The sequence below is a fragment of the Pontibacillus sp. ABV4_188 genome (assembly GCF_056311905.1).
Window position 1 is genome coordinate 76277 of the sequence record NZ_CM149975.1, and the last position, 16146, is coordinate 92422.

A 16146-nucleotide genomic window follows, 5' to 3' on the forward strand; every position below is an offset into this window, starting at 1 on the left:
CATGAGACTAGATAAATTTCTTAAGATATCCCGTTTGATCAAACGACGTACATTAGCAAAAGAAGTAGCTGATCAAGGTCGTATCCAACTAAACGGTAATACGGCGAAGGCTTCTACAGATGTGTCTGTTGGAGACGAGCTTTCCATCCGTTTTGGACAAAAGCAATTAACGCTAGAGGTCACATCTCTACGCGAAAACGTAAAGAAAGATGAAGCATCCTCTTTATATAAAATCATTAGTGAACAAGAAGTGTAGTCATGTAATTTTAAAATGAGAGCGAAAAAGACGCTTTCACTCCTCTGGTGGAGTGAAAGCGTCTTTTTTATGTAATGATAGCGGTTATATACTTTATTTAGTGAGCCTTTTATTAGGGTGTTTACAAATGAGAACCGCTTCTTTAGAAAATAGTCTACTCTGAACATTTTTTAAGGGATTGTACATATTTGAAATCTCTCACTCATAGATTGGTATCGATAAGGGGAGGGGTGGATATATATGGAGTACTATGAAAAAGATGTACAGGGGACGGGGACTAGAGGACAAGGTGATCATCATGTGAAGATGAATAATAGACGCAACTTAGAGATTACCGGGGTGAAAGAGGTAGATAGTTTCGATGCTGAGGAGTTTTTATTACAAACAAATATGGGGTATTTAGTCGTTCGAGGGCAGAATCTTCAAATGAAAAATTTAGATGTGGAGCAAGGGATCGTATCGATTAAAGGAAAGGTGTATGAGCTCTCCTATTTAGACGAACAGCAACAGGAGAAAGCTAAAGGATTCTTTAGCAAAATGTTTAAATGAGTTTAGATACGCAGTTCTTCACAATGGTCATTATGTTTAGTAGTGGCGTATATTTGGGTATGGTAATGGATACATTTAAAAGATTTGAGCCCTTATGGAAGTCTAATCTAATCATGAGGTATTCCTTCGAGATTTTGTTTTGGATTCTTCAAGGGCTGGTTTTGTTTTATTTTCTATTTTTAGCGAATCAGGGAGAATTACGTCTTTATATTGTATTGGCTGTGGTGTGTGGTTATGCTGCATACCAAGCCTTGTTTAGGACAACCTATAAAAAAGTATTAGAGAAGTTAATTAAGATTATTTCAGGACTCATTCGCTTTTTTACCCGGGTTGTTACGGTGTTTATTGTTCAACCAATTCGTTTTATAGTGGTTACAGTAACAAAGCTAATTCTCCTTTTATGGACAACCTTACTAGCCATAATTCTATTCCTGTTGAAAATTTTGCTATACCCATTCCAGTTGATAGGGCGCATAACATGGAAGCTGATGCCGAAAAATGTGAAAAAATACTTACTAGACGTAGCAGGGTTTTATAGTAAAATGAAGAATATAATACTAAAATGGTGGGGAATTATCCAGCAAAAAAGGAGGTAGCTTATCATCGTGCAGGATCAACGTGATTCGGTTGCAAAGATAGATTCGGGATATGTGAAGCAGTACGATGCATACGTAGAGCGTCAGCATAAAAAGAAAAAGCGGCTCATTCGCCGATTAGCTTTGTTTACAATCGCATCCCTTCTTTTATTGGGTGGATTACTGACTTACCATATTCAACAACGGAATCTTTATGCTCAAAAGCAAGCGAAATATGAAGAGTTGCAAGAGGAAATGGATCTCTTAGAGAAGCGGGAAAAAGATTTTAAAGAAGAAATTAAGCTCTTAAATGACGAAGAATATGTCTTGCAGATCGCGAGAACCAATTATTTCTTCTCAAAAGAAGGCGAAATTATCTTTAAAATCCCTGATAATGGTCCCTCATATTGACACTCTTTTTAAGGCTTATATATAATATATAAGAATGATACTTTTTGAAATTCATAAGGAGGAGCAATTTTTTTATGTCAATTGAAGTAGGCAGCAAGTTGCAGGGCAAGGTAACAGGTATCACTAATTTCGGAGCATTCGTTGAACTACCTAATGGTTCAACAGGTTTGGTTCACATTAGTGAGGTTGCTGATAATTATGTAAAAGACATTAATGATCACTTAAGTGAAGGCGACCAAGTAGAAGTAAAAGTGATTAATGTGGAGAAAGACGGTAAGATCGGTTTGTCTATTAAGAAAGCTAAAGACAACTACAAAGGTGACCGTGAGCGTCGCAACAATAACCATAACAAAGGCGGCGGAAAAGGCAAAGGCAACGGCAACAAAGGTAACCAGCGCCCTGAGAATTTTGATTCGTTAATGAATCGTTTCCTTAAAGATAGTGACGAAAAGCTTGCGTCTTTAAGAAAGCACACGGAATCAAAACGTGGAGGTCGAGGTGCTAAACGAGGCTAACTTGCTGTCTATGAGCAACCATTATGAATTGAACGTTCTTATATAAAGGAAGTGACCAGCTCATTAGAGTTGGTCACTTTTTATTGTCTATAAAAGGGTTGTTCAAGAAGAGGGCAGGATTGTTGAAGACTCGAAGTTGAGAGAATGTTTCCGTTAACGTTAGTGTTGAGTAAGGAGGTCCGGGAAACTACTCGCTTTCCGCGGGCGAGCTGTCGAGCCTCCTCACTCACTTCGTTCGCTCCGGGGTCTCGTCTACCTCTTTCTCCCGCAGGAGTCTCGCAGTTTCCCGGCCCACCTTTGCCAAATACGAAGGAACGGTAACATGCCATTTAGAGAGAAGTGACCTTTCCTTATCCCATATGGGGGCCGTTCACCTCTTTAAAGCCAGGGCTTGCTCGGGGACTGCGAGACTCCCGCGGGAAAAGGAGCCTAGGGAAGACCCCACAGAGAGCGAAAGCGAACGAGGAGGCTTCCCAGCTCCTCGCAGGAAAGCGAGTTGTCCCCGAGCAAGCCCAAGCACTCATAAACGCTGGCGGCCCTATCCGCACAAAAGTATCTCAACTTCAAGTTTTCCATATAAGGGAGCTTATATGGAAAAGGGAAAGAGAATGTTTATTTGGTTCCTGATGCAAAGTTTTGATACTATTAAGATACATAAAACGATGAGAGGGAGGTTTTACAAGTGGAAGACATAGTAGAAGACCATATATTCAATAAGCTGTTAGAAAACGCAGTTGATCATACACGTGTTGGTGTTACCATCACAGACCCTGGCCAGCCTGATAATCCTATTATTTATGCTAATAAAGGCTTTGAAAATATAACAGGTTATCATAGAAGCGAGATCTTAGGGCGTAACTGCAGGTTTCTTCAGGGAGAGAGGACGCAGGAAGAACAGGTTACTCAATTAAAACAAGCTATTTCTAATGAAGAGTCTGTTGCTGTTACTATCTTAAACCATAGGAAAAACGGAGATGCTTTTTGGAATGAGCTACATATAGACCCAATCTATGTAGAAGAGAAAGGTAGATATTACTTTATAGGAATTCAAAAAGACGTCTCTGATAAGAAAAAAGCAGAAGAAGATCTAACGAAATCAATGAATGAGGTTATAGCGCTCTCTACGCCTATTGTCCCTCTTACAGATGATATATCCGTTTTGCCTCTTATAGGGAACATGGATCGAGATCGAATTGCCTTAATTTCTAACCATATAGCTGATAAGATGACGGCGTTAAAACATAAGAAGTTAATTGTAGAGTTATCTGGACTCATTGATTTTGATGAAGAAGTCATTCGGGGGATTTACAGACTAAACGACTTGTTGCAATTACTCGGAACAGAACTTATTATTGCCGGAATTTCGCCTGAGTTTGCTATGAGGTCCGCTCGTATGCAAGTTAACCTTGACTCCATCAAATCCTTTTCATCCGTGAAAGATGCTCTTGAGAAAATTCAACAAACATAAAAAAAGCTGCTTCTTAAAGAAGAAGCAGCTTTTTCTGTCATCCTATTTCACATAAATGTAAAAAAATCCACACGGCTGTGTGGTAGGACAAGAATTCGGATGATGACCCGTACGGGATTCGAACCCGTGTTACCGCCGTGAAAGGGCGGTGTCTTAACCACTTGACCAACGGGCCGTTGGTTTATACAGTAAAAAAATATGGTAGCGGCGGAGGGGATCGAACCCCCGACCTCACGGGTATGAACCGTACGCTCTCGCCAGCTGAGCTACACCGCCATGTTTTTTACTATGTAGTAAAGAGTGTTTTCTGTGTTCCTTCGATATGTTTATCCCGAAGTCACAAGCAATATATTACACGACGATTGTCGAAGTGTCAACGGATTTTATTAATGTCATTATTTTTTGAATATTTATTGCTTCTTTTTGAAATAAGATAAGCGATTCCGACAGGGGAATAAGGAAGGTTGTGAGAAAGGATAAAACAATTTGCCGAAACAGGCCCGCTTGTATAGAAAGCCGTCGAAACATTTATTCACTTCTTTCTGATGTTTTGACAAAAAAAAGCTAGTCCCTTGTGATTAAATAAATCACTAAGGGGGAGTGTTTAAATGGAGATCTTACCAAAACGGGCAGTCAAGGAAATGAGTGGGATGGGGTTAGCCACTTTAGAAAATTGGAAGCGGAGGATGGGGGAGCAGGCGAAAATCTTCATGATCGAGCGTGGCTGGCTTTTATGGATTGTTGGCTTCTTATTAGGACGAGCAATTGTCCTTTCGTCAGTATCGCCTTTTGCCCTTTCTTTTCTCGCTTCTGTATGGCTAATGAGAAAAGATAAGTCGTTAAAAGTGATGACCGCTGTTCTTTGCGGATCACTCACCTATCATTGGCAACACAGCCTGTATGTATTTGCTGCTATGCTAAGCTTCTTTTTGCTAGCCTTTGTGCTCCAGCGAATGAAGAAGCAACAAGAGGTTCTACCGTTTGTTGTGTTTATGGCAAGTCTAGCTCCAAGAGTCGTGGCGTACACCGTTATTCAACCGGCCGAACCATATGACTGGATGTTAGCAATCGTAGAGGCAAGCCTGAGTGCCATCTTAGTACTTATCTTTATGCAAAGCATTCCATTGTTATCACCGAAACGATATAAACAATCGTTAAAAAACGAAGAAATTGTTTGCATGATCATTTTATTAGCTTCTGTACTTACTGGAACTATTGGTTGGCAAATATACAATATTTCACTTGAACAGACTTTATCCAGGTATCTCGTCCTTTGGTTAGCGTATATAGGAGGAGCAGCTATTGGTTCCACTGTTGGTGTGGTAACCGGTTTAATCTTGAGTCTTGCCAATGTAGCGAGTTTATATCAAATGAGTTTATTAGCTTTTTCAGGATTATTAGGGGGCTTGTTGAAAGACGGGAAAAAAATCGGAGTGGGGGTTGGCTTATTTGTTGGTACGATGCTTATTGGTATCTATGGAGAAGGGTTAGGATCCCTTGCTCCGTCGATGCTTGAATCCTCTGTAGCTGTTCTCCTCTTTTTTGTAACGCCTGAAAAATGGATTCGTAATTTAGCCAGGTATATCCCTGGTACGAATGAACATTCGCAAGAACAAGAGCAATACTTACAGAAGATCCGTAACGTAACGGCCAATCGAGTGGAGCAATTCTCGAGTGTATTTCAGGCGCTTTCGAAGAGCTTTGCACAAGTCCAGCACCATATGGATGAAGAACAAGAGAGCAAGGAAACCGATTATTTCCTGAGCAATGTTACGGAGAAAACGTGCCAATCGTGTTTCAAAAAGGATAAATGCTGGGCGCAGCAGTTTGACCAGACATATGGGTATATGAAGGAGATGATGACAGAATTAGATGCAGGAACGTTCCAACACAAACGAAAACTTCAAGCAGATTTTGAGAAGCACTGTGTGAAGTCTAAAAAAGTCATAGAAACGATGAACCATGAATTATCATTCTTCCAGGCCAATCAGCGTTTGAAGAAACAAGTATTAGAAAGCAGGAGGTTTGTTGCAGACCAGCTTAATGGCGTGTCGGAAGTCATGGGAGATTTCGCGAAAGAAATTTTGAAAGAACGGGAAAACCATGAGTTACAGGAAGAAGAAATTGTCCAAGCTTTAAAAGGGATGGGGTTCGAAATTGAACAGCTTGAGATTTATAGCTTAGAGGCGGGCAATATTGACATTGATATGACTCTTTCCTTCTATGATTATAAAGGGGAGGGAGCGAAGATTATAGCTCCGGTGTTATCCGAAATCTTAAATGAAACCATTATGGTTAAGCATGAGGAGATCTCACCTTTCCCTAATGGGTATGGAGCATTTTCGTTTGGTTCAACCAAGAAATTTGTCATTGATACTGGGGTGGCTCACGCTGCTAAAGACGGTGGTTTAGTTTCTGGAGACAGTTACTCAACTATGGAGCTTGGAGCGGGTAAATATGCTGTAGCTATTAGTGATGGGATGGGCAACGGAGAAAGGGCTCATGTAGAAAGTATGGAAACGTTGCGGCTCCTTCAGCAAATTTTACAATCTGGAATTGAGGAGAAGGTAGCGATTAAATCTATTAATTCGATCCTTTCTCTCCGAACAACTGATGAAATATTTTCTACTTTAGACCTAGCGGTTATTGATCTCCAAGATGCTGCTGTAAAGTTTCTGAAGATCGGATCAACACCTAGTTTTATTAAGAGAGGAGATCAGTTGAGCAAAATAGAAGCCAGTAATCTACCTATGGGAATAATACAAGAATTCGATGTGGAGGTTGTTAGTGATCAACTGAAGCCAGGTGATTTACTCATTATGATGAGTGATGGAATTTTTGAAGGGCCTAAACACGTGGAGAATATAGATATGTGGTTAAAACGAAAAATTAGAGATATGGAAACTGAAGATCCTCAGGATGTAGCTGATCTGTTACTAGAAGAAGTGGTCAGGACTCGCTCTGGTGCTATTGAGGACGATATGACAGTCGTGGTTGCAAAAATAAATCATAATGTTCCCAAATGGGCTAACATCCCTGTAATGGGCCGGGCGCAATAAATGAAAAAGAGTACCTTTTGGGAAGAGGTACTCTTTTTTGGCCTGGGGGCCCCATGGTGTTGCCGCTTTTGTAAATTACTAGTATAAAAGCAATGAATCTAGTCGAAGATGGTAGTAGTTTATGGAGGAGGAGATATCTCATGAATAAAGGAACATTGAAGCAAATTCTTTTGATAACTGATGGGTGTTCGAATCAGGGTGAAGATCCGGCTGCTGTGGCAACTTTGGCTTATCAGCAAGGGGTGACAGTGAATGTAATTGGTATTTTAGAGGATCAGCAATCTGAGCAACCAGATGGGTTAGAAGAGGTCGAGGAAATAGCCATGAGCGGAGGAGGCGTAAGCCAAATTGTATATGCAAAGTCTTTGTCTCAGACCGTTCAAATGGTAACTAAACAAGCTATGACCCAGACTCTTCAAGGAGTTGTAAATCAAGAATTGCAGCAAATCCTTGGTGCGAAACAAGAGATTGAAGATCTCCCTCCTGAAAAGCGCGGAGAAATCATGGAAGTTGTAGAAGATTTAGGTGAAACATGTGATTTAGAAGTGTTGGTGTTAGTTGATACAAGTGCGAGTATGCATAATAAACTGCCGACGGTTCGAGATTCATTGTTTGATCTATCGCTTAGCTTAAACGCTCGGATGGGGAAGAATCGTTTCTCAATTTATACATTCCCAGGTAAACGTAAAGAGATGGATAAGATTATGGATTGGACGCCTAAGCTTGATTCGATCTCCTCAGTCTTTCCGAAACTGACAAGCGGAGGGATTACACCCACTGGCCCGGCCTTAAGAGAAGCCATGCAACAATTCACGAAGAAGAGAAGTCTTCGTAACTTAATAGGTCGTGAAGATACCAATGTGGAAGAGTCAGGGTATTAATTTATCCCCTGGAACTGTCGTTAAAGGAAAATGGCATTATCGCTCGTATACCATTGTAAAGAAATTAGGTTCCGGGGCTATGGGTACTGTTTATTTAGCTACTGAGAACGGCCAATCGGTAGCGATTAAATTCGGACACAATAGTTCTTCTATTACGACTGAAGTAAATGTATTACGTACATTACAAAAGGTTCAAGATCATAAACTTGGACCTTCTTTGTTAGATGTGGATGACTGGGTTCTAAAAGATGGGTCTCAAGTATCTTTCTATGCCATGGAATACCTTAAAGGTAAAGAACTAAATCGTTTTGTTCAGGAACATGGATTTGAGTGGGTGGGCATTCTTGCAGTTCAACTATTAGAAGACTTAGAGCGTCTCCATCAATTGGGATGGGTGTTTGGCGATTTAAAAACTGATAATCTTCTGGTCACGTTTCCACCAGCGAGGATGCGCTGGTTAGATGTTGGAGGCACAACCCAAGTAGGAAGAGCCATTAAAGAATATACCGAGTTTTATGATAGAGGGTATTGGGGGATGGGGTCGAGGAAAGCTGACCCTCAATATGATTTGTTCGCATTTGCCATGGTTATTCTACAAATTGATTATCCATCTCGTTTTGAAAGAGGAGCCCATCCTGAGCGAACATTATTTATGAAATTAAAGCAGGCGAATAACATCGCTCCATATCAGGAGATACTTGGGAAGGCACTACGTTCGGAGTACAAATCTGCTGCAGAAATGAAAGATGCGTTAACATCCTTGTTATTAGCTTCTCCAACCCAAAGCAAGCGAAGTACCAGAGCAGGCAGGAAACAATCTCAATCTGTTCAAGGATCCCGGAAGAGCCCAACTGCAACGGTTCCTTACTCAGGTGCTTCATCATCAGCCCATAAGTGGGAGATCGTTGGAATCGTCATGACAGTTTGCTTATTTTATATGATGTATGTAGTGATGCAGTGGATTTAAATCAACGAATCTTACGTTTTGCAGTAGTTGAATCATAAATGGTAGGATAGAAATGGCATATTAAAGTACAAATAGAACGGAGTTGGGGCAATTGTTTAGCCAAAAGGTCGATCAATTTGTCCAAAGGCATCAGCTGTTTTCATTGAATTCTACCGTATTAGTAGCTGTATCTGGAGGGCCTGATTCCATGGCTCTTCTGCATTATTTAAAAAGCAGAATGGATCGCTTTGGGTTTCATATTGTAGTTTTAACGATTGATCATTCTTTGAGAGGGGTAGACTCGAAGGAGGATGTTCATTATGTAACTTCAATCTGTAAGAAGTGGAATATCGAATGTGAGTCAGTTACGTTAGATGTGCCAGCATATAAAGAGCAATACGGGGTTGGAACACAAGAAGCGGCAAGGAAGCTGAGGTATCAGTATTTTAAAGATCAAATGACTAAGCATAATGCTTCGTATCTTGCCATGGGGCACCATGGCGACGATCAAGTAGAGACGGTCCTGATGGAAATGACACGGGGAGCCGAGCCAAGTAGCATCCGCGGAATTCCTGTTTACCGACCGTTTAGCGGAGGTCAGATTGTTCGACCGCTTTTGTGTGTGACGAAAGAAGAAATTGAGTCCTACTGTGAGGAAAACGGTATTAGCCCTCGTATAGATGAGTCGAATAAAACGACAGCTTATACTAGGAACTCATTCCGAGCGCACGTGTTACCCGTGCTCAAGTCTCACAACCCGAAGGTTCATGAACATATGCAGTATTTTCAAGAATACCAGCGTGATGATGAGGCATATTTGATGCAGGAAGCTAAGAAGATTTTTGACTCATCTCTTATTCATAAAAAAAATCAGGAGATCAAGTTTAATCGAAGTGGTTTTTTAAACATTCCTTCACCTTTACAAAGGAGAACCTTTCACTTAATATTAAACTATCTGTATCAAGAACCCTCTTTTGATGTAACTTATCATCATTGGGAGCAATACATACGAATAGTTAAAGATAAGACCCCGCAGGCAATGATGCATTTGCCGAGAGGTCTGTCTGTTGTTCGTTCTTATGAGAATATCGCTTTTACATTTAAGAAGCAGGAAGCGGTCCCTTTTCATTATTTGCTAAACGTGCCAGGGGAATTGGTTTTGCCTGATGGAGCTTATATTTATGCCGATTATGACGACCATAACAGGGGTCAAGAAAGCCATCATTTTGCTTGTGATATAAGTAACGTAACCTTACCTCTCATCGTTCGGACGAGAAAGCCGGGCGATAAATTTATTCCTAAAGGAATGAAAGGGCGTAAAAAGGTGAAAGACTTATTTATTGATGAAAAGATCCCTCATGAACAACGCAGCAATTGGCCGATTGTTACAGATGCGAATGGTCAAATTCTGTGGGTCGTTTCATTACAAGAAGCAAACATTCCAGTTAATCAACAACACCCGATCTGGTTACATCTTACTTATGAGAATCACAAGAACTTCTAGGAGGATGGAAAATGCATAATGATATCGAAAAAGTCTTAATTTCCGAGGAGGAACTACAATCAAAAGTTAAAGAACTCTCAACACAACTGTCTGAAGATTATGAAGGCAAGTTCCCTCTAGCAATTGGTGTTCTAAAAGGTGCCATGCCATTTATGTCTGACCTATTAAAGCGTATGGACACATACTTGGAAATGGACTTTATGGATGTATCTAGTTATAACGGTACAATGCAGTCATCAGGTGAAGTGAAAATTGTTAAAGATTTAGACACACAGGTAGAAGGAAGGGACCTTCTCATTATCGAAGATATTATCGATAGTGGCTTAACTTTAAGCTACCTTGTTGATTTGTTTAAATACCGTAAAGCCAAGTCCATCAAGATTGTAACTCTTCTTGATAAACCATCTGGGCGTAAGGGTGATGTTAAAGCGGATCTTGCAGGATTTGAGGTACCTGATGAATTTGTAGTAGGTTATGGGTTAGACTACCAAGAGAGGTATCGTAACCTGCCATACATTGGTGTCTTGAAGCCAGCTGTTTACGGTGGAGATCAGTAAGAATAAACCTTTGTTTTATTCATATAATGCACCAAACTGGGTTGATCCTTGATTAAAGGATGACAATCTGTTGACAACGTTTACTCTGTAAGGGTAATTAGTTGTGTAAGTTCTTTCACATATGGTACTATTTACTATAGTTTTCTCGCCTGGGAGGAGGTAGGCAATGAACCGAATATTTCGTAATACCATCTTCTATGCGCTAATCTTTTTAGTGGTAATAGGAGTTGTTGGTCTATTCAGAGGAGATACTTCTCAAGATGAACAATTAAAATACAGTCAATTTGTTCAGCAGCTTAACGATGGTCAAATTGAGACCATGAACATTCAATATACGAACCATGCTTACAAGGTAACTGGTGACTTGGTTTCGTCTGGCGATGAGGAAAAGCAAAGCTATACAGCTACAATTCCGGATAACGAACAAATCGTTAACCGAGTTACAGATGCTGCACAGCAACAAGGAATTGAAACAGTTGATTTTGAGAAAGCGGAAGAGCCTAGTGGATGGGTGACATTCTTCACTTCCATTATTCCGTTTGTAATTATCTTCATTTTATTCTTCTTCTTACTGAACCAAGCTCAAGGTGGCGGAAGCAAAGTAATGAACTTTGGTAAAAGTAAGGCTAAATTATTTAATGAAGAGAAGAAGAAAGTACGTTTTAAAGATGTAGCCGGAGCAGATGAGGAGAAACAAGAACTTGTTGAAGTTGTTGATTTCCTAAAAGACCCTCGTAAATTTGCCTCCATTGGTGCACGTATTCCAAAAGGTGTTCTACTAGTAGGACCGCCAGGAACAGGTAAAACGTTACTAGCACGCGCTGTAGCAGGGGAAGCGGGCGTACCGTTCTTCTCAATCAGTGGTTCAGACTTCGTAGAAATGTTCGTTGGTGTTGGTGCTTCTCGTGTACGTGATCTTTTCGAAAACGCGAAGAAGAACGCACCATGTATTATCTTTATCGATGAAATTGATGCTGTGGGTCGTCAACGTGGAGCTGGCTTAGGCGGAGGTCACGATGAACGTGAACAAACGCTTAACCAATTACTCGTTGAAATGGATGGTTTCGGCGCAAATGAAGGTATTATTATCATATCTGCGACAAACCGACCTGATATTCTTGACCCAGCCTTACTCCGTCCAGGACGTTTCGACCGTCAAATTACCGTAAACCGTCCGGACTTAAAAGGACGCGAAGAAGTACTACAAGTACATGCTCGTAATAAGCCGCTTGATGAGGAATCAATTGATCTTCATACAATCGCCATGCGTACTCCAGGATTCTCTGGGGCGGATCTTGAGAACTTGTTAAACGAAGCTGCATTAGTAGCTGCTCGTGCCGACAAAGAAAAGATTGACATGATATCAGTAGACGAAGCAATTGACCGTGTCATTGCGGGTCCTGCTAAGAAGAGCCGTGTGGTCTCTGAAAAAGAACGTAACATTGTTGCTCACCACGAAAGTGGACACACCATTATTGGTATGGTGTTAGATGAGGCCGATATGGTACACAAAGTAACGATTGTGCCTCGCGGTCAAGCTGGTGGTTATGCAGTTATGCTTCCTAAGGAAGATCGCTTCATGATGACGCAACCTGAGCTTCTAGATAAGATCGCAGGTCTACTCGGCGGACGTGTCGCAGAGGAAATCATGTTTGGTGAAGTAAGTACTGGTGCTTCAAACGACTTCCAACGTGCGACAAGTATTGCGCGCAAAATGGTTACTGAATACGGTATGAGCTCTAAGCTTGGACCGCTTCAATTCGGAGGAGGCGGCGGAGGACAAGTGTTCTTAGGCCGTGACATCCAGAATGAGCAGAATTACAGTGACAAGATTGCGTATGAGATTGATCAGGAAGTTCAACGTATTATTAAAGAACAATATGAACGTGCTAAAGGCATCCTAACAGAACACAAGGAGCAGCTTGATGTAATTGCTAAGACGCTTCTTGAGGTTGAAACGTTAGATGCAGCACAAATCCGTTCTCTATTTGATAAAGGCGTTTTACCAGAAGGTTATGATGACCCAACTTATTCTTCTAAATCGGAGTCTGGAGAAGACGTAAAAGTCAACATTCAGTCTAAAGAAGAGGAAGAGCCTAAAGTGGATCTTAACAAGAAACAACCAACTGACTTAAGTAAATCTGAACCATCTGAAACGGATGAGGAAGATAACGATAAGAAGAACGACTAATCAATTATAAGCTGCTTCAGCCTCCTATGGCTGAAGCAGCTTTTGTGTGTTGTGAAGTAATTGGGTGGTAGAATCGCTATAAGTGACTAAGTTCTTTCCCTTCGTTTACAATAGTAGTGAGTACGTTTGTTGAAATGAATGATCAATATCGTTTATTTTAAATAAATAATGATAAACCATTTATAGAATCGTACATATCTGTTTAGGGTATGTGGTTTTACTGCATGAAGCAGGATAACGAAAATGAAAAGGAGAATGAAATAATATGAGTGATTATTTAATCCGAGCAACCGCCTATAATGGTATGGTTCGTGCATATGGAATACAATCAACGGAAACAGTAGGGGAAGCGGTACGTCGTCAAGATACGTATGCAACAGCTTCAGCTGCACTTGGACGCACCTTAACGATCTCAGCAATGATGGGTTCAATGATGAAAGGTGACGATAAGCTTACAATTAAAGTAGAAGGTGGAGGACCGATTGGTGCAATCATTGCTGATGCTACAGCTCATGGTGATGTACGTGGATATGTGTCCAACCCTCATGTAGATTTTGATTTAAATGATAGCGGAAAGCTCGATGTACGTAGTGCGGTAGGTACAACAGGAACATTAAGTGTTGTAAAAGATTTAGGTCTAAAAAATAACTTTACAGGGGAAGTACCGATTGTATCTGGGGAAATTGGGGAAGACTTTACCTATTACTTCGCTAATTCTGAACAAGTTCCATCTGCAGTAGGTGCGGGTGTATTAGTGAACCCGGATCAAACGATCAAAGCTTCTGGCGGTTTCATTATTCAGATCATGCCAGGTGCTGATGATGAAACCATTTCAAATATTGAGCAAAAGATTAATGAACTGCCTCAGGTTTCGCGCTTAATCGATGAAGGACATACACCAGAAGAGATGCTAGAAAAACTTCTAGATGGTGGCGAGATGAAGATATTAAGTAAATCACCAGTTCAATTTAAATGTCAGTGTTCACGTGAACGTCTAGAGCATGCTCTTCAAGGACTAGGTAATGATGAACTTCAAGCTATGATTGAAGAAGATCATGGGGCAGAAGCGCATTGTCATTTCTGTAATGAAGCTTATTATTTCACAGAGGATCAACTCCGCGAACTTATAACTCAATAAGGTAGACAACTAGGGAAAGGTGGTTGGGATGACGAGAAAGCTTTTGTGGGGAATTATTGTAGTTCTATTTATCACAAATTTAACATCATTGTTGGTTTGGGTTAGTACGAAGGAACAAAGCTTAACAAGCTCCACGAATAAGCTGACTCCGGTTGTAGAGGCAACAGAAGAACCGGTAGCTCTTGTTGGGAAAGAAAAGGTTCATCATGGAGAGTGGATGGCTGCTCTCCAAGAGGAGCATGGTAAAGATATATTGATGAATATGATCGACAAACAAGTGGTTTTTAATCTTGCCAATGAATATGAGATAGAGATTTCAAGCAAGCTCATTCAACGTGAGCTTGCGTTAATGGAGATGATGCTTCCTGTAATGGAAGATAAAGAAATAGAAGAAAAGCGAAAGCGGTGGGAAGAAGATGTTCGCTATCGCTATTATTTAGAAGATCTCTTAACAAAAGACATTGGGATTAGCGAAAAAGAAGTCAAAACGTTTTATGAAGATCATAAGGATCAATATGAATTCCGTACCACTTATCAACTTTCGCACATTGTTGTCCCTTCAGAGGATGTGGCAATGAAAATAAAAGGAGAACTTGATAATGGGGCGAAATTTAGCATGTTAGCCCGAGAATATACCGAGGATACGTTTACGAGAGATAAGGGAGGTTATCTTGGCTATTTTTCAGATGAGAGCCAGTACTTACCTTCTTTATATTATGATCATGCGGAAAGCTTGTCCCCCGGGTCTTTAAGTGAACCATTCCGTACGCACCAGGGTTATGTTTTGTTGCAACTACACCGAACTCTCCCTTCCATCACCTTCACCTATGAAGAAATAAAAGAACAGATAAAAAGAGAAATTGCTCTTGATTACGTGAGTGATTCGTTATCGGCGCGTCCCCTCTGGAAAGAAGTTGGAGTGGATTGGATATTTGGCGATTAACGAATCGCTTCTTTTTTTTAGGTAGATCGATATACTTTATAGAGATCCTTTTTGTTTGACTTTTTAGAAAAATATTCTTAAATTAATTGTAAGCCTATATTATTACTTGGGATTGGGAGTGTTAATGATGAGAATAGGAAATTCAGTAGCGGATCTTATAGGAAAGACGCCTATTGTAAAGTTGAATCGTATCACGGATGAAGACAGTGCGGATATTTACGTTAAGTTGGAGTACATGAATCCTGGAAGCTCTGTGAAAGATCGTATCGCACTTGCGATGATTGAAGCAGCAGAACAAGAGGGGGGCTTAAAGGAAGGTGATACGATTATTGAGCCTACTAGCGGCAATACTGGTATTGGTCTTGCCATGGTAGCAGCTGCTAAGGGGTATCGATCGATTCTTGTAATGCCTGATACGATGAGTGAGGAACGAAGAAACCTTTTAAAAGCCTATGGAGCAGAGTTAGTTTTGACACCAGGCAGTGAAGGTATGAAAGGCGCTATTCAGAAGGCTGAGGAGTTACAGAAAGAGCACGGCTATTTTATGCCTCAGCAGTTTAATAATGACGCTAATCCTAGGGTGCACGAGAAAACAACAGGCCCTGAAATTGTAGAACAAATGGGAGAGCAGTTAGACGCGTTTATTGCAGGTATTGGAACAGGTGGCACGATCACAGGAGCTGGAAAGGTATTAAAGGATGCGTATAAAGGTATTCAAATATATGCTGTAGAACCAGATAGCTCACCTGTATTATCAGGGGGTTCACCGGGTCCTCATAAAATCCAAGGAATTGGGGCTGGTTTTGTCCCTAAGGTGTTGAATACAGACGTATACGATCACATTATTCAGGTAACAAACGACCAAGCCTATGAAACAGCTAGAGAAGTAGCTAAAACCGAAGGGGTGCTTGGTGGTGTTTCTACCGGAGCGGCTATCTTTGCAGCGAAAGAAGTAGCTAAAAAACTAGGCAAAGGTAAGAAAGTGCTCGCTATTGTGCCGAGTAACGGAGAGCGCTATTTGTCGACACCTTTATATCAGTTTGATCAATCTTAATAGTACTGTCCCCCTTTCCTTTTGTAGGAAGGGGGATTTTTGTGTGGTTCAATTTTATCAGTGTGATTATCTTGCTTAGATTGTGTACAATAGAATAGA

General features: G+C 40.7%; 15 protein-coding genes and 2 tRNA genes. 15 read left to right on the forward strand and 2 right to left on the reverse strand.

What is annotated here, in order from left to right; genetic code table 11:
* The first annotated feature begins 1 nt into the window (after window position 1).
* The 6 genes from ACYX4O_RS00380 (at window position 2) to ytvA (ending at window position 3774) form a co-directional block, all read left to right on the forward strand.
* Window positions 2-256: an RNA-binding S4 domain-containing protein gene (locus ACYX4O_RS00380; RefSeq protein WP_036787192.1), complete on the forward strand. Its 255-nt coding sequence runs from the start codon at window positions 2-4 to the stop codon at window positions 254-256.
* A 240-nt stretch (window positions 257-496) separates the two neighbouring features.
* A complete protein-coding gene (yabP, locus tag ACYX4O_RS00385; protein WP_036787189.1) occupies window positions 497-805 on the forward strand; it encodes a sporulation protein YabP in 309 nt (102 codons plus the stop codon).
* Entirely contained in the window at window positions 802-1401 is a 600-nt protein-coding gene (yabQ, locus tag ACYX4O_RS00390) for a spore cortex biosynthesis protein YabQ (RefSeq protein WP_476353700.1), read from the forward strand. Before yabP ends, yabQ begins: the two co-directional genes overlap by 4 nt.
* Before the next feature lie 9 nt (window positions 1402-1410).
* A complete protein-coding gene (locus tag ACYX4O_RS00395) occupies window positions 1411-1791 on the forward strand; it encodes an FtsB family cell division protein (protein ID WP_476353702.1) in 381 nt (126 codons plus the stop codon).
* A 74-nt stretch (window positions 1792-1865) separates the two neighbouring features.
* On the forward strand, window positions 1866-2306 hold the full coding sequence (locus tag ACYX4O_RS00400) for a S1 domain-containing RNA-binding protein (protein ID WP_345244231.1): 441 nt from the start codon (window positions 1866-1868) through the stop codon (window positions 2304-2306).
* A 682-nt stretch (window positions 2307-2988) separates the two neighbouring features.
* Window positions 2989-3774 carry a YtvA family blue-light photoreceptor gene (ytvA, locus tag ACYX4O_RS00405; protein WP_476353704.1) on the forward strand — a complete coding sequence of 262 codons (786 nt, stop codon included), beginning with the start codon at window positions 2989-2991 and terminating at the stop codon, window positions 3772-3774.
* A gap of 103 nt (window positions 3775-3877) precedes the next feature.
* Here ytvA and ACYX4O_RS00410 read toward each other — a convergent pair.
* Together ACYX4O_RS00410 and ACYX4O_RS00415 are read right to left on the reverse strand one after the other, a co-directional pair.
* Window positions 3878-3949 (reverse strand) — tRNA-Glu (locus ACYX4O_RS00410).
* A 24-nt stretch (window positions 3950-3973) separates the two neighbouring features.
* Window positions 3974-4050: transfer RNA gene (locus tag ACYX4O_RS00415), tRNA-Met, on the reverse strand.
* Between the two features lie 332 nt (window positions 4051-4382).
* Here ACYX4O_RS00415 and spoIIE point away from each other — a divergent pair.
* From spoIIE to cysK, 9 genes are all read left to right on the forward strand, one after another.
* The gene (spoIIE, locus tag ACYX4O_RS00420; protein ID WP_476353706.1) at window positions 4383-6833 is read left to right on the forward strand and encodes a stage II sporulation protein E; all 2451 of its coding nucleotides are present in this window, start codon (window positions 4383-4385) and stop codon (window positions 6831-6833) included.
* A 140-nt stretch (window positions 6834-6973) separates the two neighbouring features.
* Complete coding sequence (locus ACYX4O_RS00425) at window positions 6974-7714, forward strand: VWA domain-containing protein (RefSeq protein ID WP_476353708.1); 741 nt, start codon at window positions 6974-6976, stop codon at window positions 7712-7714.
* A complete protein-coding gene (locus ACYX4O_RS00430) occupies window positions 7692-8681 on the forward strand; it encodes a serine/threonine protein kinase (RefSeq protein WP_476353710.1) in 990 nt (329 codons plus the stop codon). Before ACYX4O_RS00425 ends, ACYX4O_RS00430 begins: the two co-directional genes overlap by 23 nt.
* Before the next feature lie 82 nt (window positions 8682-8763).
* Complete coding sequence (tilS, locus tag ACYX4O_RS00435) at window positions 8764-10164, forward strand: tRNA lysidine(34) synthetase TilS (RefSeq protein WP_476353712.1); 1401 nt, start codon at window positions 8764-8766, stop codon at window positions 10162-10164.
* 11 nt (window positions 10165-10175) lie between these two features.
* Window positions 10176-10721 carry a hypoxanthine phosphoribosyltransferase gene (hpt, locus tag ACYX4O_RS00440; RefSeq protein WP_476353714.1) on the forward strand — a complete coding sequence of 182 codons (546 nt, stop codon included), beginning with the start codon at window positions 10176-10178 and terminating at the stop codon, window positions 10719-10721.
* A gap of 166 nt (window positions 10722-10887) precedes the next feature.
* Window positions 10888-12912: an ATP-dependent zinc metalloprotease FtsH gene (gene ftsH, locus ACYX4O_RS00445; RefSeq protein WP_476353716.1), complete on the forward strand. Its 2025-nt coding sequence runs from the start codon at window positions 10888-10890 to the stop codon at window positions 12910-12912.
* A 265-nt stretch (window positions 12913-13177) separates the two neighbouring features.
* Window positions 13178-14050: an Hsp33 family molecular chaperone HslO gene (gene hslO, locus ACYX4O_RS00450; protein ID WP_476353718.1), complete on the forward strand. Its 873-nt coding sequence runs from the start codon at window positions 13178-13180 to the stop codon at window positions 14048-14050.
* Between the two features lie 28 nt (window positions 14051-14078).
* A complete protein-coding gene (locus tag ACYX4O_RS00455; RefSeq protein ID WP_476353720.1) occupies window positions 14079-14993 on the forward strand; it encodes a peptidylprolyl isomerase in 915 nt (304 codons plus the stop codon).
* Between the two features lie 124 nt (window positions 14994-15117).
* A complete protein-coding gene (cysK, locus tag ACYX4O_RS00460) occupies window positions 15118-16047 on the forward strand; it encodes a cysteine synthase A (protein ID WP_476353722.1) in 930 nt (309 codons plus the stop codon).
* Window positions 16048-16146 lie beyond the last annotated feature (99 nt).

What these genes read in the sequence shown, in the direction of transcription:
- ftsH (WP_476353716.1), top strand. Translation starts at nt 10,888, where the DNA reads ATGAACCGAATATTTCGTAATACCATCTTCTATGCGCTAATCTTTTTA.
- yabQ (WP_476353700.1), top strand. Translation starts at nt 802, where the DNA reads ATGAGTTTAGATACGCAGTTCTTCACAATGGTCATTATGTTTAGTAGT.
- ACYX4O_RS00400 (WP_345244231.1), top strand. Translation starts at nt 1,866, where the DNA reads ATGTCAATTGAAGTAGGCAGCAAGTTGCAGGGCAAGGTAACAGGTATC.
- ACYX4O_RS00455 (WP_476353720.1), top strand. Translation starts at nt 14,079, where the DNA reads ATGACGAGAAAGCTTTTGTGGGGAATTATTGTAGTTCTATTTATCACA.
- cysK (WP_476353722.1), top strand. Translation starts at nt 15,118, where the DNA reads ATGATGAGAATAGGAAATTCAGTAGCGGATCTTATAGGAAAGACGCCT.
- ACYX4O_RS00425 (WP_476353708.1), top strand. Translation starts at nt 6,974, where the DNA reads ATGAATAAAGGAACATTGAAGCAAATTCTTTTGATAACTGATGGGTGT.
- yabP (WP_036787189.1), top strand. Translation starts at nt 497, where the DNA reads ATGGAGTACTATGAAAAAGATGTACAGGGGACGGGGACTAGAGGACAA.
- ACYX4O_RS00380 (WP_036787192.1), top strand. Translation starts at nt 2, where the DNA reads ATGAGACTAGATAAATTTCTTAAGATATCCCGTTTGATCAAACGACGT.
- hslO (WP_476353718.1), top strand. Translation starts at nt 13,178, where the DNA reads ATGAGTGATTATTTAATCCGAGCAACCGCCTATAATGGTATGGTTCGT.
- ACYX4O_RS00430 (WP_476353710.1), top strand. Translation starts at nt 7,692, where the DNA reads ATGTGGAAGAGTCAGGGTATTAATTTATCCCCTGGAACTGTCGTTAAA.
- spoIIE (WP_476353706.1), top strand. Translation starts at nt 4,383, where the DNA reads ATGGAGATCTTACCAAAACGGGCAGTCAAGGAAATGAGTGGGATGGGG.
- hpt (WP_476353714.1), top strand. Translation starts at nt 10,176, where the DNA reads ATGCATAATGATATCGAAAAAGTCTTAATTTCCGAGGAGGAACTACAA.